Raw genomic sequence first — 19,735 nt, forward strand, 5'->3', positions numbered from 1 at the left:
AGGAATAGGTGTCGTCGGGGAGTCGCGCGGGGTCAGACGCCGACGTCGATGAACATGTCGTCGACGGCGTAGCGCTTCTTGAGCAGGCCCTGTTGGTGGCAGTAATTCATCATGGCCTCGATGGACGGCCGGTTGGCCTCGATGCCGTAGGGCAGGGGGTCGCCCACGATGCGGCCCATGGCGCGGTAGTGCTCGTCCTTGTCCGACACCGATTCGCCGGCGGCGAGCTGGCGCAGGTAGATGTTCTTCGAGGCCAGGAAGGCGTCGTACAGGGCCTTGCCCACCCACGGGTGCTTGGCCAGCACGTCGTCCTTGACGGTGATCAGGCCGTGCACGGGATAGATGCCGGTCTTGCGGTACCACTCTGCTTCGAGCCGGTCGGCGTCGGGGAACATTTCGAGGTATTCCGGCGGCTTGATCCGCCCGCCCGCCTGCCAGCCGTCGGCCGGCGCGCCGGCGCGGCCGATGCCGGCGTTGTCGGTGAAGGCGGCCGAGAGGTAGCCGCTGGCCATCAGGTCCACCAGCGATTTGCCGTCCCTGGCCTGTTCGACGTTGGGCGGCAGCTGGAGCGAGGAGACGTGTTCCTCGTCGTCCACCACCCAGGTGATGCGTGCGTTGTCGACGCCGTAGTCGTTGGTCAGGATGCCGCGCGTCCAGATGCCGGTAGTGACCGAATAGGCGCGCACACCCGCGCGCTTGCCTTCGAGGTCGCGCGGTTCGCGGATGCCGGCATCGTCGCGGTAGACCAGGCCGGCATGGTGGAAGCGGCGGAAAATGAATACGGGCAGCGCCTTGAACGGGGCGCCGGCCTCGCGGGCGATCATGTAGGTGGCGGGGGCCATTTCGCAGACGTCGAACTCGACGTCGCGCACCATGCGCCGGAAGGCCGCGATGATGGGCTTGATCTCGACGAAGTCCGGCTGGACGCCGTCGATGGAGACGTCGCCGCGCTTGAGCGCCGCGGTGTGGCCGTAGGTGGCGATGGCGATCTTCAGGGGGAGGGGCTGCTTGGATGTCATGGCTGCTTGGTCGGAGGGAAGGCGGGAATGGTGTGGGAATGTCAGGCGTTTAGCTTGGCCAGATCCTCTGCGCAATCGACGTAAAGGAGGCCGGCGGCTTCCAGGTCCTGGCGCATGTTGGCCACGTCCAGCGACAACTCGCCGGCCAGGTAGCGCTTGCGCGACTTTTCTTCCTTGGCGGTGCGCTGGCGCGCCAGTTCCAGCGTGCGGGCGATCTCCAGGCGGGGTACGACCACCACGCCGTCGTCGTCCGCCACGATGGCGTCGCCCGGGTTCACGTTCATGCCGGCGCATACCACCGGCAGGTTGACGTGGCCCAGCGTGGCCTTGACCGTGCCGCGCGCGGAAATGGCGCGCGACCACACGGGAAAGCGCATCTCGGTCAGGGTGCGCACGTCCCGGCAGCCGGCGTCGATGACCACGCCCAGGACGCCGCGCTTCTTGAGCGAGGTGCAGATCAGGTCGCCGATCATGCCGTCGGTGTTCTCGCACATGACGCCCACCACCAGGATGTCGCCCGGCCGGCATTGCTCGATGGCCGCGTGCAGCATCCAGTTGTCGCCCGGCGCGGTCAGCGCGGTCACGGCGGAACCGGCAATGCTGGCGCCGGCGTAGATGGGGCGCAGGTACGGCGCCATCAGGCCGGCGCGTCCCATGGCCTCGTGCACGGTGGCCACGCCGTGCGTGGCCAGCTCGGCGATGAGGTCCTGCGGGCCGCGCGGGATGTTGCGTACGACGACGTTCTTCATGTTGCTCTCGTTCAGTTGATGGGGATGTTCGCCTTCTCGATCACCGCCTTCCATTTGGCGATGTCGGCCTTCATCAGGGCGCGCGATTCGTCCACGCCCAGGGCGTAGGGTTCGGAATTCATCTCGCGCAGCTTCTGCGCGACTTCGGGCGAATTGACGGCGGCCACGAAGGCCTGGTTCAGCTTGTCGATGATGGCGCGCGGCGTGCCCTGGCGGATCGACACGCCGTTCCACGACGCGACCACGTAGCCGTCCAGGCCGCTTTCGGCGGTGGTCGGCACGTCCGGCAGGTTGGCGTTGCGGCTGTCGGCCGAGATCGCCAGCGCGCGCACCGCGCCGCTCTTGATCGACGACAGCATGGGCGGCACGAAATCGAAGCCCACGTCGATGTCGCCGGAGCGCACGCCGGTCAGCAGCGCGGCGCTGGTCTTGTAGGGAATGGTCTCGGCCTTGATGCCAGCCACCGACTTGAACAGCTCGGCGCCCAGGTGCTGGCTCGAGCCGACGTTGGTGGTGCCCAGGCTCAGCTTGCCGGGGTTGGCCTTGGCGTAGGCGATGAGCTCTTTCAGGTTGTGAAAGCGCGAATCGGGCTTGACCGTCAGGATCAGGTTGAACCTGGACAGCGTGGCGACCTGGGTGAAGTCGTCCACGATGCTGTAGGGCAGGTCCTTGACCAGCGTCTGGGTGATGGCCGTGCCGTTGCCGCCCTGCACGAGCGTGTAGCCGTCGGCGGGGGCCTGCAGGCCGGCCTGGAACGACTGCACGCCGCCCGCGCTGGGCTTGTTGTCGATCACGATCTGCTGGCCCAGGATCTCGCTGACCTTCTGAGTGACCACGCGCGCCGTCAGGTCGCCGATGCCGCCGGGTCCGTAGGGCAGGTACATCCGGATCGGCCGTTCCGGATAGTCGGCCGCGCAGGCCGGAGGGGGGATGCCGGCCGACAGCGCGGCGGTGAACAGCACAACGGGGTACTTCAGCATACGCAATGCGGGGAATGTCACGGCTCGTCTCCTTGTCCCGGCGTTCTGGGGTGCGCCGATGTCGTACTGGCAAGGATGGTTGCATGCGAGGCGCGGCGGGGTCTATTGAGTAAAACTTCCGCGGGGTTGAGCGGATGGTTAAGGCGGCCGCGCGGGACGGCGGGGGTTGAGCGTTTCCTCAAGTCGGCGGAAGCATTACTCAATGGGTGCGCGTGCCTGGCCGCCGGCAGAATGCGGAATGCCTGCGCGGGACTGGTGCCCGACGCAAGCCCACAAGATCCAGGAGACGCTATGCACCCCAGGAATGTTTTCGCCCGGATGGCCGGCGCGGCCGTGCTCGCGCTGGCCGCGGCGGGCGCGTGTGCCCAGGGCCAGTCCTATCCTTCCAAGCCGATCACCATCGTCGTGGCCTTCGGCCCGGGCGGCGCGGGCGATCTCGTCACGCGCAAGATCGCGCAGGCCATGTCGGCGCGCATCGGCCAGCCGGTGGTGGTCGAGAACAAGCCGGGCGCCGGCGCGGCGGCCGCGGCCGTGGCGGTGGCCCAGGCCCGTCCCGATGGCTATACGGCACTGTTGACCGGCAACGGCACGGCCATCAGTTCCGTGCTGTTCAAGAGCCTGCCGTACAGCCTGTCGCGCGACTTCCGGCACGTCTCGTCCGTCGCGTCGTTCGACCTGGCGCTGATCACCGACGGCAATTCGCGCTTCAAGTCGGTGGCCGACGTCATCGCCTACGCCAAGGCGAATTCGGGCAAGCTCAATATCGGGACCTCGCGCATAGGCAGCACGCAGCATCTGGCCGCCGAGCTGTTCAAGTCCATGGCCGGCATCGACGCCGTCAGCGTCCCGTACAAGACCACGGGCGACATGATCGCGGCCGTGCGCGCGGGCGACGTACAGGTGGCGTTCGAAGTGCTGTCGCCCATCCTGGGCCAGTTGTCGGCGGGCAGCGTCAGGGCGATAGGCGTGACCTCCGCCCGGCGCTTTCCGGGCCTGCCGGACGTGCCCACGGTGGCGGAGGGCGGCGTGCCGGGCTTCGAGGCCTCGTCCTGGGCCGGCATCAGCGTGCCGGCGGCCACTCCCGCGCCGGTGGTCGAACGCCTGGCGCGCGAGATCCGCGCGGCGGTCGAGTCGCCCGAGGTCCAGTCCTCGCTGCAAGCCATGGGCTATGTGGCCAGCGCCAGCACGCCGGCCGAGATGACCGCGCGTATCGAGCGCGACGCCGCCAAATGGAAGGCGGTGATCGAGACCGCCGAGATCCCGCTGCAATAGACCGGGCCCCCGATTCCAAGACGCCATCCAGGACAGGCATCGCATGAAGCGCAGAGTCATAGACATCCACCCCCACGTTATCAGCACCGATACCCGCGCCTATCCGCGCGACCCGCTGTGGGGCCGCCCATCGGTCTGGTCGCAGGAGCGGCCGGCCAGCACGGAACAATTGCTGCAGGCCATGGACGAGGCGGGCGTGGCCCGGGCCGCCATCGTGCAGGCATCGACCTGCTACGGCTATGACAACAGCTATGTGGCCGATGCGGTGGCGGCGCATCCCGATCGCTTCACCGGTGTCTTTTCCGTGGACATGCTGGCGGCCGACGCGCCCGCGCGCATGCGCCACTGGGTGGAGCGCGGGTTGACGGGGCTGCGCCTGTTCACCGCGGGCAGCACCGTGGAAGGGCAGGTGTCCGGGCTGGACGATCCGCGCAGCTTTGCCGCGTGGGACTGCGCCGCCGACCTGGGCCTGCCGGTATGCGTGCAGATGCGCATCGCCGGCGTGCCCCAACTGCGCGTGCTGCTGGCGCGCTATCCACGCGTGCCCATCGTGCTCGACCATTTCTTCGCGCTGCCGCTGGACGAGGGGCCGCCCTACGCGTCGGCGCAGGAGCTGTTCCGCCTGGCCGCGCATCCGAACATCCATTTGAAGCTGACCCCGGTCATCCTGGCCAGAGCGCATCTGGGCCAGGCCAGCCCGCAATCCTTCTTCGGGCGCGTACTGGCCGAGTTCGGCGCCTCGCGCATCGCCTGGGGCTCGAACTTCCCCGCCACCGCGGGATCGCTGAAAACCCTCCTGGACGAGGCGCTGCAGGCGCTGGCCTGGGCGGGCGACGACGACCTCGCCTGGATCTTCCACCGGACGGCTGAACGCCTGTATCCGGCATTGCGGGCCGATGCCGGCCCGCCCACGACTCACGACGACAGGAGCAAGGAGTCCGCATGATCATCGATTGCCATGGGCACTACACGACCGCGCCCGAAGCCTTGAACGAGTACCGGCGCCTGCAGGTGTCGGCCTGCGAATGCGGCAAGTGCGAGATCTTCCCGCGCCCCGTCATCTCGGACGACCAGATACGCGAAAGCCTGGAGACCAAGCAATTGCGCATCCAGCGCGAGCGCGGCACCGACCTGACGATCTTCTCGCCGCGCGCGGTCGGCATGGGCCACCACATCGGCGACGAACGGACCAGCAGCGAGTGGGCCATCGTCTGCAATGACCTCATCCATCGCGCCTGCCAGCTGTACCCTGAGAATTTCGCCGGAGTCTGCCAGCTGCCGCAAAGCCCGGGCGTGGAGCCGGCCCGGTGCATACCCGAGCTCGAGCGCTGCGTGAAGGAACTGGGCTTCATCGGCTGCAACCTGAATCCCGATCCCACCGGCGGCTATTGGAAGGATCCGCCGCTGCACGACAAGTGGTGGTATCCGCTGTACGAGAAGATGGTCGAGCTGGACGTGCCGGCCATGATCCACGTAAGCGGCTCCTGCAACCCGCATTTCCACGCGACCGGCGCGCACTACATCAACGGCGACACGACCGCCTTCATGCAGTTCCTGACGTCCTCGCTGTTCAAGGACTTCCCGACGCTGAAGTTCATCATCCCGCACGGCGGCGGCGCGGTGCCCTATCACTGGGGGCGCTATCGCGGACTGGCGCAGGACATGGGCCTGCCGCCGCTCAAGGAACTACTGCTGCAGAACGTGTTCTTCGACACCTGCGTCTATCATCAGCCGGGCATAGACCTGCTGCTGAAGGTGATCCCGCCGGAGAACATCCTGTTCGCGTCCGAGACCGTGGGGGCGGTGCGCGGCGTGGATCCCGAGACCGGCCATCATTTCGACGATACGCGCCGCTACATCGACGCCGCCGTCCTGGGCGAGGCCGACAGGGCGAGCATCTACTCGGGCAATGCCTACCGGGTGTACGGCAGGTTGAAGAACCGCGCCTAGCGCAGCAGCGCGTTGACCTGCCGGACGTCGTCTTCCGTCAGGATGCCGGACGCGGCCTTCAGCCGCAGGCCCGACAGCAGCGCGTCGTAGCGCGCCTTGGCCAGGTCGCGTTCGGTGGAATAGAGCTGCTGCTGGGCGTTCAGCACGTCGATGTTGATGCGCACGCCCACTTCGTAGCCGGTCTTGTTGGCGTCGAGCGCGCTGCGGCTGGACACTTCCGCCGCTTCCAGCGCGCGGACCTGGGCCAGGCCCGCGTTCACGCCCTGGAACGCGATCCGCGTGTTCTGCACGGCGGCGCGGCGGGCGACTTCGAGATCGTTGCGGGCCTTCTCGGACAGCGCGACGGCCTCGTCCACCTTGGAGGTGGTGCCGAAGCCGGCGAAGATGGGTACGGAAACCTGCACGCCCACCGAGCGCGTGGTGTAGAAATCGTTGACCACCGTCTGCCCGACCAGGCCCCGCGTGCGTCCCACGTTGGCCGCCAGGTCGACCGAGGGGTAGTGGCCGCTCTTGGCGATTTCTATGCCGCGCTGGGCGATCTCGCTGTTCAGCGTGGCCTGGGCGACCGCCAGGTTGTTGGCGGCGGCCTGTTCGGTCCAGGCGTCGATCCGGGCCGGCTGCGGCGCCGGCACGTTGACCGAGGGCGGCAGCTTGGCCAGGTCGCCCGCGGGCGTGCCGATGATCTGCTGCAGCGCGCCGATGCGGACCGCGAGGTCGGATTCGGCCTGGATCTCCTGGGCCTGGGCCAGGTCGTAGCGCGCCTGGGCCTCGTAGGTGTCGGTGATGGTGGCCGTGCCGATCTCGAAATTGCGCTTGGCCGATTCGAGCTGTTCCGAGATGGCGATTTTCTGGGCGCCGATGAAGGCCAGGTTGTCCTGCGCCGCCAGCACGTCGAAATAGGCCTGCGCCACCCGCAGGATCAGGTCCTGGCGCCCCTGGGCGAGCTGGGTTTCGCCCACGGCCAGTTGCAGCTTGGATTGTTCGTAGGTGTGCCAGCCCGACCAGCGGAACAGCGGCTGGATCAGTTGCAGCGTATAGGTCTCGTTCGTGTAGGTCACGCCCGGCAGGCGGGTCGTGGAAGCCTCGGCGCGGCTGCCGGTGAGCGAGATGGCGGGCAGCAGCGCGGCGCGCGCCTGGGGCAGCTTTTCAAGCGTGGCGGTATAGGCCGAGCGTACCGACGCGAAGGTCGCGTCGTTGGCCAGGGCCGACTGGTAGGCCTGTTCCAGGTCCAGTGCCGCGACCGCGGGAACGAAAGCGCAGGCGCCGAACAGCGCGCACAGCGTCTGGACGTAGTACGGCCTGGCGCGCATGGGCACGAAGCTCCGCTTAGAACTTGAACTTGGAAACGGTGACGCCGCGCAGGGGCTTGACCAGGGTTTCGAACAGCGAGGTGGTCTCGAAGCTGGCGGCCGTGGTGCGGGTGATGAGCAGGGTGGTCATGACCGGGGCCTGGCCGACGATGATGGCCAGCCGGCCGCCCACGCGCAGCTGGTACTTCAGGCTGTCGGGCACTTCGGGCACCGAGCCGGTGACGAGGATGGCGTCGTATTCGGTCGAACCCCAGCCCTTGCTGCCGTCGCCCACCTGCACGGTGGCGTTGGCGATGCCGGCGCGCTTCAGGTTGGCCTGGGCGAAGGCGGCCAGCTTGGGCAGGATCTCGACCGAGGTGACCGTCTGGGCCTGGCTGGCCAGCAGCGCCGTCTGGTAGCCCGAGCCGGTACCGATCTCGAGCACGCTGTCGGTGGGCTTGAGCGCGAGTTCCTGCAGCAGGCGCGCCTCGACCTTGGGCGCGAGCATGCTTTCGCCGCTGTCGTAGTCGTCGAGCCGTAGCGGGATCTCGGTGTCGGCGAAGGCGAGGGTGCGCAGCGGGGGGGGCACGAATTCTTCGCGCTTCATCTTGAACAGCAGTTCCAGCACCTTGGGGTCGAGGACGTCCCAGGGGCGGATCTGCTGTTCCACCATGTTGAAGCGGGCGTGTTCGACGTCGGGAAGGGAAGCAGCGTTCATGGCAGTACTTGGGCAGGAAACCGTAACAAAACGAACCATTCTAACCGGGTCAGAACGGCTTGGCGACCGTGGTTGCGTGACGGACCTCGGGCGGCTTGGCGAAGTAGCCGCCCACCAGCGCGCGCCAGGCCTGGAAGTCTTCCGAACCCCGGAAGTGGACGGTGTGGTCTTCCAGTGTTTCCCACTGCACCACCAGCAGATAGGCGTTGGGATCCTCCAGCGTCTGGTGCAGTTCCATGCCGTGACAGCCCTTGGCCCGCTGGAAGAGGGGGGCCGCTTCCTGGACGCCGGCCTCGAATTTTTCCTGGGTGCCGGGCTGGATTTCGATGTGCGCGAGTTCGTAGATCATGGTTGGCCTTCCACAGAACGGCCTGCCATGTTACCCGGGTTCGCGCGCGGCGGGCGGACTATACTGGCGGCGTGCGTCGCCCGCGGGGCGGCGCGTTTCGTTTCCAGAGGATCGCCATGTCTGCCGTTCGTCCCATTCCCAAGGCCCTGACCATCGCGGGCGTGGACCCCTCGGGCGGCGCCGGGGTGCTGGCCGACGTCAAGGCCATGAGTGCGCTGGGCGCATACGCCTGCGGCGTCATCGCGGCGCTGACCGCGCAGAACACCCAGGGTGTGACGGGCGTGCTGCCGGTTGATCCCGCCTTCGTCGCGCAGCAGATCGACACCTTGTTCGCCGACGTGCCGGCCGACGCGGTCAAGATCGGCATGCTGGGCAGCCGGCCGGTCACGCAGGTCGTGGGCGAGCGGCTGGCGCACTGGAAGCCGCCGCACGTGGTGCTCGACCCCGTCATGATCGCCAAGAGTGGCGACGCCCTGCTGGCGCGCGACGCCATCGGCGCGCTGCGCGAAGTGCTGATGCCGCAGGTGACGATGATCACGCCCAACCTGCCGGAGGCCGGCGTGCTGCTCGAGCAGCGGCCGGTGGAGACGGTCAAGGAGATGCGGCGCGTGGCCGAGCGGCTGCGCGAACAACTGGCCCACAACGGCCATCGCTGGGTGTTCCTGAAAGGGGGGCACTTGCCGGGCGACATGGCCATCGACCTGCTGCACGACGGCGACCGGATGATCGAGCTGGCCGCACCGCGCATCGAGACCCGCAATACCCACGGCACGGGCTGCACCCTGTCGGCCGCGCTGGCGGCGCTGCTGCCCCAGGCGCAGGACGTGCCCGAGGCGGCACGCCGGGCGAAGCATTACCTGACCGAAGCCATCCGCCATGCGGACCGGCTGGGCGTGGGGTCGGGGAACGGGCCGGTGCATCATTTCCACGGGTGGTGGTAGCGGTAGTTCTGGCGCAGGATAATGATTCAACGTGCGTTTCGTTCTGGATTTATAATATAAGCTACGCCCGTCCTAAGGACGGGCGTAGCTTATATTATATTTAAAGATCTTGCAAGTGTTCGCGTCGCAGGAATGAAAAGGGATAGATCCTGGCTTTATAATGACGTCCTAAGGACGTCATTATAAAGCCAGGACATTATGCACCTATCCAAAGCGGTGCTTCTTTCTTTGGGTGAGCTCGATGGCGCCATCGTTTCACCCTATGTGATCGGTCTGATCCTCTGGCGGCTTTATCGCAGCGGCGAATTCCGTGGCGAATCGCTCGGCCTTGGCAAGATTCATCCTGAAAAGAAGGACGTCGCCCGCGCAATCGACCAACTGGCCAAGGCTGGCGTACTGGATGCCGTGGGGGCGGTCGTTTCACCACGCATGTATGCGCTGTTGGGTCGAACCGCTCTGCAGCCGGCCGAGATCGTCTGCAGCGCCGATCCCTTTTGCTATGTGTCCCATCTGAGCGCCATGGAGCACCATGGCCTGACGGACAGGTTGCCCGCAGTCTTGCACATCACGCGGCCGGCGCCTCGTGCCTGGAGCCGGTTTGCCAGGGAGCGCATGCGCGGCGATTACGGCGAAGACCATGAGATGGCGCTCAAGGCAGGGGTGCCGAGCTTGGCTCGGCCGGTTTTTGCAAAGAAAATCGGTGGCCGGACCGTGATCGAGTTCAACAGCCTGCATTCGGGGGCGTTCAGAATCGTGCGGGGGAGCCCCTTGCGTGTCGCGACCTTGGGGCGCACTTATCTCGACATGCTCGAGCAGCCGGGACTGTGCGGGGGAATGTGGCATGTGTTGACGGTCTTTCGTTCCCATGCGTCCACGAACCTGGCGACGATCGTGGACGAGGTGGAACGGCACGGCAAAGCCATAGACAAGGTCCGGGCAGGCTATATCCTCGAAGAGTTCTGCGGGCTTGCGCATCCGATCTTCGACGAATGGGTTCGTCTGGCGGCCCGAGGAGGGTCGCGCAAGCTCGATCCCAAGGAAGAGTACCGTCCGAATTATTCGGCTCGCTGGTGCTTGTCCTTGAATGTCGACTTTCTGGACGATCCCGATGCGTAGTCTGGCCGAATGGGTGGAAGCGGAGATCGATCCCGTTCGCGGGTTGGTCAGGCAAGGCATGCATGCGGTGATGCTGGCCACGGCTCGGCTCGACGGCAGGTTTCCGGCCATGGTCATGAAAGGGGGGGTATTGATGGCCGTGCGATATGGAAGCGCACGGTTTACGACGGACGTCGATTACTCGACCACTGCCCGTTTGGACGAAATGGATGTGGCCATCTTCGTCGGCGACCTTGCTGCGCGTCTACAGCGGGAAGCGGATGCGCTGGGCTACGACATGGCCTGCCGCATCCAGGGGCATCGGGTCAATCCTCCACGCCCGGAGGCAACGTTTCCCACGCTTCAGGTCAAGGTAGGCGTGGCTCGGTTGAGCAGGGCGCCCGAATTGCGGCGGCTGTTCGCGGGGATGGCTCCGCATGCTTTTTCCATCGACTACAGCTTCAACGAGTGGCCAGCTGCGACCGAAGTGATTGCGGTCGATCAAGGGACGCCTATTCAGGCCTATGACCTGACCGACTTGATCGCGGAAAAATATCGTTCCTTGTTGCAGCAGACAGTGCGCAATCGTACCCGCTATCAGGATGTTTACGATCTGCACTTGCTTTTGTCCACATGCGGCGAAATCGACGGCGTGCTGTGCGCGGCGGTCTTGGCAAAACTCTTGCGTTCGGCCGAGGGCAAGTTGCCGGTGCCGACGGGAATGGAAATGAGGGACGAGGGGCTGATCGCGCGTACTCGCGAACGTTACAGCGAGCTTGAGCAACTGGTTGATGTGCCGCCGCCGTTCACGGTGGCGTACGAGGTGGCCCGAGTTTTCTATGAGGCGCTGCCATGGCCTGGACGGCCGTACCTCTAGACCTCGCAGCGAAAATCAACCAACGGGCGAGTCGGGCGCCGCATTCGCCCCGGGCGCCTGCTCCTGTGCCCGCAGCCGGATCTGCCGGGTAAGCATGGCCATGAAGGCCGCCGCCGCCGGGTTCAGCGGCCGGCGCGGATGGACCACCGACACCACCTGCCGTATCAACCGTGGCGAGACGATGGCGTGCGCCCGCAGGATGCCGGCCCGCAGCCGGTCGTGCACGGCGATGCGCGGCAGGATCGTCGCCAGCTGGTTCTGCTCGACCAGCTTGACCACGGTGACCAGGGAATCGACTTCCAGCGAGGGGGCCAGCTCGACGTTGTCGTGCTGGGCGAAGCTGTCGATGATGTGGCGCAGGCCGTGGCGCCGCGTGGTCAGCACCAGCGACAGGTTCTGTGAGGCGATCTGGCCCAGCGTGAGCCGCGCGGGCAGGTTGCCCGCATGCCGGGTGCCGGTGATCAGCACCAGTTCCTCGTCCACGATGTGGTCCACGCTCAGCGCCAGCGGCCGCCGCGGCTTGTTGATGATGGCGGCGTCGAGCTGTCCGCCGGCCACCCAGTCGCTCAGGGTGGCGCTGTAGCCGTCGGCCACGGTAACCGAGACCTTGGGATGGCTGGCCGAGAACTTGGTCATGGTCTCGGCCAGCACGCCTTCGGTGATGGAGGCGATCAGGCCGATGTTGACGTGGCCCGCGATTTCTCCGTCGTTGCACAGCACTTCGTCGCGGGCCTGCGAGAAGTCGCGCATGATGGGCAGGAACAGCCTGTACATGTGCCGCGCCGTGGCGGTGGGCAGCATGCCCTGGGGGCTGCGCTCGAACAGCCGCTGTCCGACCTCCTGTTCGAGCTTGGAGATCTGCATGCTGAGCGCGGGCTGGACGATGTTCAGCCGGCGCGCGGCTTTCGTGACCGTGCCTTCCTCGAACAGGCAGATGAAGTATTGGATTTGCCGGAATTCCATGCCGAGTCCGTATGTTCAGTTTTTCTGATGGAGATCATAAAAAGCCATGAACGAATGGCGGCAGACAACGATCTCTGTCTGGTGAATTATCGCCGCTCTACACAAGGAGAAAAGCGCATTCGTCTCGTCTTTATATTCAGAAAAATTGATATAGACAATAATTAAATATTAATTGAACTGATTATGACGCGATCTTAGACTTCCGCTCCACAAGAAAGAGAAGTGGAGACGCGATATGACCCGTTCCCCCTTGCGCCTGTCCGCCCTGGCGGTGGTGGCGGCAGCCGGCCTGGCTGTGGTGTCGGCCGGGACCGCCCAGGCGGCCGATGGCTATCCCTCCAAGCCCTTGCGCATCGTCGTGCCCTATCCGACGGGCGGCTTCAATGACACGCTGGGGCGGCTGGTGGCGGCCAAGCTGCACGAGGCCTGGGGCCAGCCCGTGATCGTCGAGAACAAACCGGGCGCGGGCACGCAGATCGGTTCGGCGGCGGTGGCGCGGGCGCCGGCGGATGGCTACACCCTGCTGGTCGTGCAGTTTCCGTTCGCCGCCAACCCCTGGCTGTACAAGCGCCTGCCCTACGACACGGTCAAGGATTTCACGCCGGTGATACTGGCCGGGCGCTCGCCCATGCTGCTGGTCGCGAATGCCGAGTCCAGCCTGCGTTCCGTGGCCGACGTGCTGGCGGCGGCGCGGGCCCGGCCCGGCAGCCTGAACTACGGCACCTCGGGCGACGGTTCCTCCAATCACCTGGCGATGGAGCGTTTCGCCGGCATGACCGGCGTCAAGATGACCTCGGTGCCGTACAAGGGGAGCACGCCGCTCTTGACGGATCTGGCCGGTGGCCAGGTCGGCCTGGCCTTCGACGCCTTTCCGCACGTGCTGCCCTTCATCCAGTCGGGCAGGGTGAAGCCGCTGGCGATCGCCGATGCGCGGCGGTCGGCGCTCATGCCGGAACTGCCCACCGTTGCCGAGGCGGGCGTGCCCGGCTACGAAGTGTCGTCCTGGCACGGATTCGTGGTGCCGGCCGGCACGCCCCGCCCCGTGGTGGACAAGCTCAATGCCCGGATCGAGGCCATTCTGGCCATGGAGGACGTGCGCAAGGTCTTCCAGCAGCAGGGCGTGGTGCCCGATGGCGGCAGCCCGGAGGCGTTCCGCGCCTTCATCGCCGGGCAGATGGACCTCTGGAAACAGGTGGTCCGGCAGGCCGGGATCGTGCCGCAATGAAGGCGGCCGCTCCGCTGGTGGTGCGCGACGTGCAGGCGTGGGCTACCTCGTTTCCGGTTCCCGCCTCCAGCAGCGTGACGCTGGGCGTCGGGCGGGTGATCAAGCGCGATGCCGTGGTGGTCAAGGTGACGACCGAATGCGGGCTGGTGGGATATGGCGAATCGCATCACGGGCGCGCCCACACCACCATCGCCCATTTCGTGAACAGCGCGCTGCGGCCGTTCGTGGTGGGCCGGGACGCGGCCGACGTGAACGGGATCTGGCATCACATCTACATGCGCCAGCTCGCCAGCCATGGCCTGGGCGCCGCCTGCGCGATGGCCATGAGCGGCATCGACATGGCGCTGTGGGATATCCGCGGCAAGGCGGTCGGCTGGCCGCTGCACCGGCTGCTGGGGGGCGCGGCGCGGGCGGTGCCCGCCTATGCCGGAGGCGTGGCGCTGGGCTGGCAGGATCCCGCCGCGCTGGTGGAGGAGGCGCGCCGCCACGTCGAGGCGGGCTACCGCGCGGTGAAGCTGCGGCTGGGCGACAGCGTGGCGCGCGACCTGGCACGCGTGCGCGCCGTGCGCGAGGCGTTCGGCGGCGAGCTGGTCATCCTGGCCGACGCCAATACCGCCTACGGGGTGGACGACGCACGCGCCGCGATGCCGGGGCTGGACGAGCTGGGCGTGGGCTGGCTGGAAGAGCCTTTCCCTGCGCACGACCATCGTAGCTATGCGCAGGCCCGGACCTTCGGGCGGGTGCCGCTGGCGGCGGGCGAGAACCACTACACCCGCTATGAGTTCAGCCGGCTCGTGGACGACGGCGTGGTCACCGTACTGCAGCCCGACCTGTCCAAGGCGGGCGGCATCACCGAGACGCTGCGCATCGCCGCGATGGCCTCGGCCCACAAGCTGCCGGTGCACCTGCACTCGTCGATGACGGGCATCAACCTGGCCGCTTGCGTCCACGTGCTCGCCGCCGTGGACAACGGCGGGTATTTCGAGGCGGACGTCTCGCGCGTGAACCTGTTTCGCGACCGCCTGACGAGCACGCCGTTCGCGATCGGCGACGACGGCTGTGTCCGGCCGCTGGAGGGGCCGGGCCTGGGCGTGGAGGTGGACGAGGACTTCCTGCGCGCCCATCCGGCCATAGAAGGGCCGGCCTACGTATGACGCAGCAATCCATCAAACAGACAAACGGAGACAGGAACATGCACTTCACGACGTGGATCAGGATCGCCGCGGGCGCCGCGGCACTGGCGGCCACCGCGCCCGCCCTGGCGGACCGGGTGGCCGACGCCTACCCGGAAAAGCCCATACGCATCATCGTTCCCTATACGCCGGCCGGCTTCAACGACGCCATGGCGCGCGTGTTCGCGCGCAAGCTGCAGGAAAGCTGGCACCAGCCGGTCATCGTCGAGAACAAGCCGGGCGCGGGCACCATCATCGGGACCGAGCACGGGGTCCGTGCCGAGCCCGACGGCTATACGCTGGTGGTGGTGGGCTTCCCGCTGGTGGCCAACCAGTTCCTGTACAAGAAGCTGCCCTACGATTCGGTCAAGGACGTGGCGCCGGTGATCCTGGGCGCGCGTTCGCCCAACCTGCTGGTGGTCAGCGCGAACTCGGGCATACGCAGCCTGCAGGATCTCGTGGCCGAGGCCCGGCGCCGCCCGGGCAAGCTGAACTACGCGACCGCCGGCAACGGCACCTCGAACCACCTGACCATGGAGTACTTCAAGAGCGTGGCGGGCATCGACCTCGCGCAGGTGCCCTACAAGGGCAGCGCGCCCATGGTGACCGACCTGCTGGGCGGGCAGGTGGACGTGATGTTCGACAACATGCCGCACGTGCTGCCCCACGTGCGCGCGGGCAAGATGCGCGCGCTGGGCATCACCGGCGCGAAGCGCTCGCCGCTCGCGCCCGATCTTCCCACCATCGCCGAGCAGGGCTATCCCGGCTTCGAGGTCGCCGTCTGGTACGGCCTGGGCGCCCCGGCCCGGACGCCACCCGCCATCCTGGCCAAGCTGAACCGGGAACTGAACCGGATCCTGGCGACCGACGAGGTCAGGAAGATTTTCGCCGACCAGGGCGTGGAGCCGCTGGGCGGATCGCTGGAGGATTTCTCGGCCTATTTCAAGGAACAGTCCCAGCGCTGGTCCAAGGTCGTGCACGACGCCAAGGTGTCCCTGGAGTAGCGGAGCCTGGCGCAATTGAAGAGGAAAGGAATCATGACAGGCAAGAACAGGCCCCGGGACATGCGACAGTGGCTGGCGCACCTGGCGCGGACGGACAGGCTCGCGGTCCTGCGCGAGGGCGTGCCGCTCAAGCACACGCTGGCGGCCATGGCCAAGCTGCTGGACGGCCATAAGGCCGCCTATTTCCCGCGCCCCGGCGGCCATGCCATGCCCGTCGTGTCGGGCTTCATGGCGCAGCGCGCCTGGATCGCCGAGGCCCTGGGGGTGGAGTCGGCCGGGCTGCTGGAAGCCTTCCGGACGGCGGCCGAGTCGCCGCTGCCGTGGCGCGAGGTCGAGGCCGGCTCGGCGCCTTGCCAGGAGGTCGTGCTGCGCGACGTCGACCTGCTGGCGCAACTGCCCATTCCCACCCACAGCGAGTTCGACAGCGGCCCGTACATCACCGCCGGCATGGTGATCGCGCGCAATCCCGTCACCGGCGTGCAGAACGTCTCGATCAACCGCATCCAGGTCCATGCGCGCGATCGCATGGCCATCCTGCTGCTGCCGCGTCATCTGCACGCGTTCTACCAGGAGGCGGAGGCGCGCGGCCTGGAGTTGCCGGTGGCCGTGGTGATCGGCGCCGACCCGCTGACGCTGCTGGCGTCGCAGGCGATCACGCCCATCGACTACGACGAGCTGGAGATCGCCGGCGCCCTGCACGGCGAACCGCTCGAAGTCGTCAAGTGCCTGACCAGCGACGTGCGCGTCCCGGCCCGCGCCGAGATCGTGATCGAGGGGCGTCTGCTGCCGGGCGTGCGGGAAGAGGAAGGGCCGTTCGGCGAGTTCCCGCGCTACTACAGCGCCAAGGAAAAACGCGAGGTGATCGCGGTCGATGCCATCACGCACCGGCGCGGTCCCGTCTTCCACACCATCGTGCCGGCCGAACTCGAGCACCTGCTGCTCGGATCCATCCCGCGCGAGGCCACGCTGCTGTCGCACCTGCAGCGCAGCTTTCCCGGCGTGCTGGACGTGCATCTGAGCATGGGCGGGGTGGGGCGCTACCACCTGTTCGTCAAGTTCAGGAAGCGCCGCGAGGGCGAGCCCAAGAACGTGCTGCTGTGTGCGCTGGGGGCGCACTATGATCTCAAGCAGGTGATCGTGGTGGATGACGACGTCGACGTGCACGATCCCAAGCAGGTCGAATGGGCCGTGGCCACGCGCTTCCAGGCCGACCGCGACCTGGTGGTGATAAGCGGTGCCCAGGGCTCGGTGCTCGATCCCTCCACCACCGTGGGTGTGGACGACATCGAGAACCTGCCGCCCGCCCTGCAGGGCATCGGCGCCAAGATGGGGCTGGACGCCACGCGGCCGCTGGCCTATGCGGGCCACATCTTCACCAAGGTCAGGATCCCGGGCGAAGAGGAGATAGACATCGCCGCCCAGATCGTGCCCAATGCCGTGGTCGACTGGGAAACCGGCACGGTCGGTTAGCGACGCGCGAGGAATGGCGATGACTCTGGCTTCCATCCTGTCCACCGGCGATCTGGAACAGGCCGCGCGGCGGCGCCTGCCGCCCAGCGTGTACGGCTATGTCTCGGGCGGCTCGGAAACCGAATGCGCGCTGCGCGGCAATCGCCAGGCTTTCGATGCCTGGCGGTTCGTGCCGCGCTTCCTGGTGGACGTGTCGCGCCGGTCGCAGGCCAGGAGCCTGTTCGGTACGCAATACGCCGCGCCGTTCGGCATCGCCCCCATGGGCGTGGCCGGCATCTGCGGTTTCGACGGCGACCTCGCGATGGCGCGCGCGGCGGCCGAGGCCCGCGTACCCTTCGTGTTGAGCGGCGCCTCGACCACGCCCATGGAGCGCGTGCTGGAACAGGCGCCGGGAAGCTGGTTCCAGGCCTATGTCCCGTCCAACCGGGAACTGATCGGCGCCTTGTTGCAGCGCGCCGAGCGGGCGGGCGTTACGGTGCTGGTGGTGACGGTGGACGTGCCGATCGCCTCGACGCGCGAGGTGGAGCTGCGCAACGGCTTCAGCCTGCCGCTGCGGCTCACGCCGCGGCTGGTGGCCGGCGGCCTGGTCCGTCCCCGCTGGCTGGCGCGGACCTTCCTGAGGACGCTGCTGCGCCAGGGCATCCCGCGGTTCGAGAATTTCTCCGCGGTACGCGGCAACCGCATCATCACCGCGGCGACCGGCGACCATCGCGCCGGCCGCGCCGCCTTGTCGTGGGACGATCTGGCCTGGGTGCGCGAGCGCTGGCGCGGCCGGCTGGTGATCAAGGGCCTGCTGCATCCGGAGGATGCCGGGCGGGCCCAGGCCATCGGCGCCGACGGCCTCATCGTCTCCAACCACGGCGGCCGCCAGCTCGACAGTGCGCTGGCGCCGCTGGATGCCTTGCCCGCCATCGCGGCCGCGGCGCCGCGGCTGGCGATCATGGTCGACAGCGGCTTTCGCCGCGGGACCGACATCCTGAAGGCGCTGGCGCTGGGGGCCGACTTCGTCTTCATCGGCCGTCCCTTTATGTACGGACTCGCCGTGGGCGGCCAGGCGGGCGTCGCCCATGTGCTGGCCCTGCTCAAGCGCGAGATCGACGTCGACCTCGCCCTGCTGGGGTGCGCCGACATCGAGGACCTGGATCGACGATACCTGGTCCGGCCCGGCCCGCCTTCAGCATTCCGCACCCATTCCGGAGATTGTTCATGCAGTTGCTCGACGCCCGCCATCTGATCGATGGACACTGGCAGCCTTCCAACGACGGCCGCACGGCTGCCAGCATCGACCCCGCCACGGGCGAGACCATCGGCACGCTGGCCGACGGCGGTCGCGCCGAGGCGCGGGCGGCCATCGCCGCCGCCCGCCATGCCTTCGACACGACGGCCTGGCCGCAAAGCCCGCGCGTGCGGCAGCAGGTCCTGCTGCAATGGGCCGACCGGCTCGAACGCCGCACGGACCTGGCAGCGCTGCTGACGCGCGAGAACGGCAAGGTGCTGCGCGAAGCGCGCGGCGAGATGGCCGGCGCCATTTCCGAGATCCGCTACTACGCCGGGCTGGCGCGCCACATGCCCGGGCATTTCATGGAAGTGGAGCCCGGAGCCTTCGCGGCCACGCTGCGCGAACCGGCCGGAGTGGCGGGGCTCATCATTCCCTGGAACGCTCCGGTGGTGCTGCTGATCCGGGCGCTTGCGCCGGCGTTGGCAGCCGGATGCACCGTCATTGTCAAACCGGCGATGCAGACTGCGCAGATCACGGCGGCGGTGCTGCACGAACTGGCGCAGGTGCCCGGCCTGCCTTCCGGCGTGCTGAACCTGGTGTGCGAGACCGGCAGCGACGTGGCCAGGGAGCTGGTCGCGTCGCCCGACGTGGACGTGCTGAGCTTCACCGGCTCGAACCTGGTCGGCCAGCACATCATGGCGGCGGCCGCGCCCACGATGAAGAAGCTGTCGCTGGAGCTGGGCGGCAAGTCGTGCTGCCTGGTTTTTCCCGATGCGGACATCGAGGCGACCGCGCGCCAGCTGGCAGCGGCGGCCACCATCATTTCCGGGCAGCAGTGCACGGCCGCGCGGCGCGTGCTGGTCCATGCCTCGCGCCTGGACGAGATGAAGCGTGCCTTGACGCAGGCCCTGTCCGCCATCGTGGTCGGCCCCGGAGCGGACGAGTCCTCGGGCATGGGCCCGCTGATCGACGCGCAGGCGGTACGCACCGTGGACGAGGCGGTCCAGCGCGCGCTGGACGAATGCGACGAAGTCCTGCTGCGCGGTGGCCGGCCGCAGGGGGCGCTGGCCGGCGGCAGCTATCTGACGCCCACGCTGGTCGCGCATCGCGACAGCTCGGCCTTCTTCTGCCAGGAAGAAATCTTCGGCCCCTTCGTGGTGCTCGAGTCCTTCGACGACGAGCGCGAGGCGGTGCGGCGCGCCAATCACACGGTGTACGGGCTGTCCGCCAGCGTCTGGACCGCCGACGGCGACCGCGCATTGCGTGTCGCACGCGCTCTGCGCAACGGCACGGTCTGGATCAACGACCACAACCGCCTGTTCGCCGAGGCGGAAACCGGCGGCTACCGCCAGAGTGGGTTGGGCCGGCTGCATGGCTACGAGGGGCTGGGCGACTTCCTGGAAACCAAGCACATCTACCGCAGCGCCGGCGTGGCTTGAGGCG

19 protein-coding genes are annotated in these 19,735 nt (G+C 67.4%); 12 read left to right on the top strand and 7 right to left on the bottom strand.

Features of this window, described 5'->3' with window-relative positions:
* Positions 1-32: 32 nt before the first annotated feature.
* The 3 genes from EV675_RS10210 to EV675_RS10220 are packed head-to-tail and all read right to left on the bottom strand — an operon-like array spanning position 33 to position 2,769.
* On the bottom strand, positions 33-1,019 hold the full coding sequence (locus EV675_RS10210) for an ABC transporter substrate-binding protein (RefSeq protein ID WP_130357134.1): 987 nt from the start codon (positions 1,017-1,019) through the stop codon (positions 33-35).
* Between the two features lie 41 nt (positions 1,020-1,060).
* Positions 1,061-1,768 (bottom strand): 4-carboxy-4-hydroxy-2-oxoadipate aldolase/oxaloacetate decarboxylase, encoded by a 708-nt coding sequence (locus EV675_RS10215; protein ID WP_130357135.1) that lies wholly within the window; start codon positions 1,766-1,768, stop codon positions 1,061-1,063.
* Between the two features lie 11 nt (positions 1,769-1,779).
* Positions 1,780-2,769, bottom strand: coding sequence for a Bug family tripartite tricarboxylate transporter substrate binding protein (locus tag EV675_RS10220; protein WP_130357136.1), 990 nt, complete (start codon positions 2,767-2,769; stop codon positions 1,780-1,782).
* Between the two features lie 270 nt (positions 2,770-3,039).
* On the opposite strand from EV675_RS10220, the gene EV675_RS10225 reads away from it, so the two are divergent.
* From EV675_RS10225 to EV675_RS10235, 3 genes are read left to right on the top strand one after another with little or no spacing between them, the layout of a single operon-like run.
* Positions 3,040-4,020, top strand: a complete 981-nt coding sequence (locus EV675_RS10225) for a Bug family tripartite tricarboxylate transporter substrate binding protein (RefSeq protein WP_130357137.1) — start codon at positions 3,040-3,042, stop codon at positions 4,018-4,020.
* 43 nt (positions 4,021-4,063) lie between these two features.
* On the top strand, positions 4,064-4,966 hold the full coding sequence (locus tag EV675_RS10230; RefSeq protein WP_130357138.1) for an amidohydrolase family protein: 903 nt from the start codon (positions 4,064-4,066) through the stop codon (positions 4,964-4,966).
* Positions 4,963-5,970, top strand: a complete 1,008-nt coding sequence (locus EV675_RS10235) for an amidohydrolase family protein (protein WP_130357139.1) — start codon at positions 4,963-4,965, stop codon at positions 5,968-5,970. The genes EV675_RS10230 and EV675_RS10235 overlap by 4 nt, the downstream gene beginning before the upstream one ends.
* Here the strand turns inward: EV675_RS10235 and EV675_RS10240 are convergent.
* The 3 genes from EV675_RS10240 to EV675_RS10250 are packed head-to-tail and all read right to left on the bottom strand — an operon-like array spanning position 5,967 to position 8,326.
* Entirely contained in the window at positions 5,967-7,280 is a 1,314-nt protein-coding gene (locus EV675_RS10240; protein ID WP_130357140.1) for a TolC family outer membrane protein, read from the bottom strand. The genes EV675_RS10235 and EV675_RS10240 overlap by 4 nt on opposite strands.
* A 16-nt stretch (positions 7,281-7,296) precedes the next feature.
* The gene (locus tag EV675_RS10245) at positions 7,297-7,977 is read right to left on the bottom strand and encodes a protein-L-isoaspartate O-methyltransferase family protein (RefSeq protein WP_130357141.1); all 681 of its coding nucleotides are present in this window, start codon (positions 7,975-7,977) and stop codon (positions 7,297-7,299) included.
* A 49-nt stretch (positions 7,978-8,026) separates the two neighbouring features.
* On the bottom strand, positions 8,027-8,326 hold the full coding sequence (locus EV675_RS10250; RefSeq protein ID WP_130357142.1) for an antibiotic biosynthesis monooxygenase family protein: 300 nt from the start codon (positions 8,324-8,326) through the stop codon (positions 8,027-8,029).
* Positions 8,327-8,442: 116 nt separating this feature from the next.
* On the opposite strand from EV675_RS10250, the gene thiD reads away from it, so the two are divergent.
* From thiD to EV675_RS10265, 3 genes are all read left to right on the top strand, one after another.
* Complete coding sequence (gene thiD, locus EV675_RS10255) at positions 8,443-9,267, top strand: bifunctional hydroxymethylpyrimidine kinase/phosphomethylpyrimidine kinase (protein ID WP_130357143.1); 825 nt, start codon at positions 8,443-8,445, stop codon at positions 9,265-9,267.
* A gap of 198 nt (positions 9,268-9,465) precedes the next feature.
* Positions 9,466-10,383, top strand: coding sequence for a type IV toxin-antitoxin system AbiEi family antitoxin domain-containing protein (locus EV675_RS10260; protein WP_130357144.1), 918 nt, complete (start codon positions 9,466-9,468; stop codon positions 10,381-10,383).
* A complete protein-coding gene (locus tag EV675_RS10265; RefSeq protein WP_130357145.1) occupies positions 10,352-11,239 on the top strand; it encodes a nucleotidyl transferase AbiEii/AbiGii toxin family protein in 888 nt (295 codons plus the stop codon). The genes EV675_RS10260 and EV675_RS10265 overlap by 32 nt, the downstream gene beginning before the upstream one ends.
* A gap of 15 nt (positions 11,240-11,254) precedes the next feature.
* Here EV675_RS10265 and EV675_RS10270 read toward each other — a convergent pair whose 3' ends face one another.
* On the bottom strand, positions 11,255-12,202 hold the full coding sequence (locus EV675_RS10270) for a LysR family transcriptional regulator (protein ID WP_130357146.1): 948 nt from the start codon (positions 12,200-12,202) through the stop codon (positions 11,255-11,257).
* A gap of 235 nt (positions 12,203-12,437) precedes the next feature.
* Here EV675_RS10270 and EV675_RS10275 point away from each other — a divergent pair, with 235 nt between their 5' ends.
* The 6 genes from EV675_RS10275 to EV675_RS10300 are packed head-to-tail and all read left to right on the top strand — an operon-like array spanning position 12,438 to position 19,731.
* A complete protein-coding gene (locus EV675_RS10275; RefSeq protein ID WP_130357147.1) occupies positions 12,438-13,427 on the top strand; it encodes a tripartite tricarboxylate transporter substrate binding protein in 990 nt (329 codons plus the stop codon).
* On the top strand, positions 13,424-14,581 hold the full coding sequence (locus tag EV675_RS10280) for a mandelate racemase/muconate lactonizing enzyme family protein (RefSeq protein WP_207221935.1): 1,158 nt from the start codon (positions 13,424-13,426) through the stop codon (positions 14,579-14,581). The genes EV675_RS10275 and EV675_RS10280 overlap by 4 nt, the downstream gene beginning before the upstream one ends.
* A gap of 38 nt (positions 14,582-14,619) precedes the next feature.
* Positions 14,620-15,603 carry a tripartite tricarboxylate transporter substrate binding protein gene (locus EV675_RS10285; RefSeq protein WP_130357148.1) on the top strand — a complete coding sequence of 328 codons (984 nt, stop codon included), beginning with the start codon at positions 14,620-14,622 and terminating at the stop codon, positions 15,601-15,603.
* Between the two features lie 33 nt (positions 15,604-15,636).
* Positions 15,637-17,073, top strand: a complete 1,437-nt coding sequence (locus tag EV675_RS10290; protein ID WP_130357149.1) for a UbiD family decarboxylase — start codon at positions 15,637-15,639, stop codon at positions 17,071-17,073.
* 19 nt (positions 17,074-17,092) lie between these two features.
* Complete coding sequence (locus tag EV675_RS10295; protein ID WP_130357150.1) at positions 17,093-18,307, top strand: alpha-hydroxy acid oxidase; 1,215 nt, start codon at positions 17,093-17,095, stop codon at positions 18,305-18,307.
* Positions 18,280-19,731 carry an aldehyde dehydrogenase family protein gene (locus EV675_RS10300; RefSeq protein WP_130357151.1) on the top strand — a complete coding sequence of 484 codons (1,452 nt, stop codon included), beginning with the start codon at positions 18,280-18,282 and terminating at the stop codon, positions 19,729-19,731. Before EV675_RS10295 ends, EV675_RS10300 begins: the two co-directional genes overlap by 28 nt.
* The last annotated feature ends 4 nt before the right edge of the window (positions 19,732-19,735 follow it).

Source organism: Pigmentiphaga kullae (assembly GCF_004216695.1).
Lineage (GTDB): Bacteria > Pseudomonadota > Gammaproteobacteria > Burkholderiales > Burkholderiaceae_B > Pigmentiphaga > Pigmentiphaga kullae.

Excerpts from the sequence above, each read along its gene's own strand:
- EV675_RS10210 (WP_130357134.1), bottom strand. The coding sequence starts at position 1,019 with ATGACATCCAAGCAGCCCCTCCCCCTGAAGATCGCCATCGCCACCTAC.
- EV675_RS10215 (WP_130357135.1), bottom strand. The coding sequence starts at position 1,768 with ATGAAGAACGTCGTCGTACGCAACATCCCGCGCGGCCCGCAGGACCTC.
- EV675_RS10225 (WP_130357137.1), top strand. The coding sequence starts at position 3,040 with ATGCACCCCAGGAATGTTTTCGCCCGGATGGCCGGCGCGGCCGTGCTC.
- EV675_RS10230 (WP_130357138.1), top strand. The coding sequence starts at position 4,064 with ATGAAGCGCAGAGTCATAGACATCCACCCCCACGTTATCAGCACCGAT.
- EV675_RS10235 (WP_130357139.1), top strand. The coding sequence starts at position 4,963 with ATGATCATCGATTGCCATGGGCACTACACGACCGCGCCCGAAGCCTTG.
- EV675_RS10240 (WP_130357140.1), bottom strand. The coding sequence starts at position 7,280 with ATGCGCGCCAGGCCGTACTACGTCCAGACGCTGTGCGCGCTGTTCGGC.
- EV675_RS10245 (WP_130357141.1), bottom strand. The coding sequence starts at position 7,977 with ATGAACGCTGCTTCCCTTCCCGACGTCGAACACGCCCGCTTCAACATG.
- EV675_RS10250 (WP_130357142.1), bottom strand. The coding sequence starts at position 8,326 with ATGATCTACGAACTCGCGCACATCGAAATCCAGCCCGGCACCCAGGAA.
- thiD (WP_130357143.1), top strand. The coding sequence starts at position 8,443 with ATGTCTGCCGTTCGTCCCATTCCCAAGGCCCTGACCATCGCGGGCGTG.
- EV675_RS10260 (WP_130357144.1), top strand. The coding sequence starts at position 9,466 with ATGCACCTATCCAAAGCGGTGCTTCTTTCTTTGGGTGAGCTCGATGGC.
- EV675_RS10265 (WP_130357145.1), top strand. The coding sequence starts at position 10,352 with ATGTCGACTTTCTGGACGATCCCGATGCGTAGTCTGGCCGAATGGGTG.
- EV675_RS10270 (WP_130357146.1), bottom strand. The coding sequence starts at position 12,202 with ATGGAATTCCGGCAAATCCAATACTTCATCTGCCTGTTCGAGGAAGGC.
- EV675_RS10275 (WP_130357147.1), top strand. The coding sequence starts at position 12,438 with ATGACCCGTTCCCCCTTGCGCCTGTCCGCCCTGGCGGTGGTGGCGGCA.
- EV675_RS10280 (WP_207221935.1), top strand. The coding sequence starts at position 13,424 with ATGAAGGCGGCCGCTCCGCTGGTGGTGCGCGACGTGCAGGCGTGGGCT.
- EV675_RS10285 (WP_130357148.1), top strand. The coding sequence starts at position 14,620 with ATGCACTTCACGACGTGGATCAGGATCGCCGCGGGCGCCGCGGCACTG.
- EV675_RS10290 (WP_130357149.1), top strand. The coding sequence starts at position 15,637 with ATGACAGGCAAGAACAGGCCCCGGGACATGCGACAGTGGCTGGCGCAC.
- EV675_RS10295 (WP_130357150.1), top strand. The coding sequence starts at position 17,093 with ATGACTCTGGCTTCCATCCTGTCCACCGGCGATCTGGAACAGGCCGCG.
- EV675_RS10300 (WP_130357151.1), top strand. The coding sequence starts at position 18,280 with ATGCAGTTGCTCGACGCCCGCCATCTGATCGATGGACACTGGCAGCCT.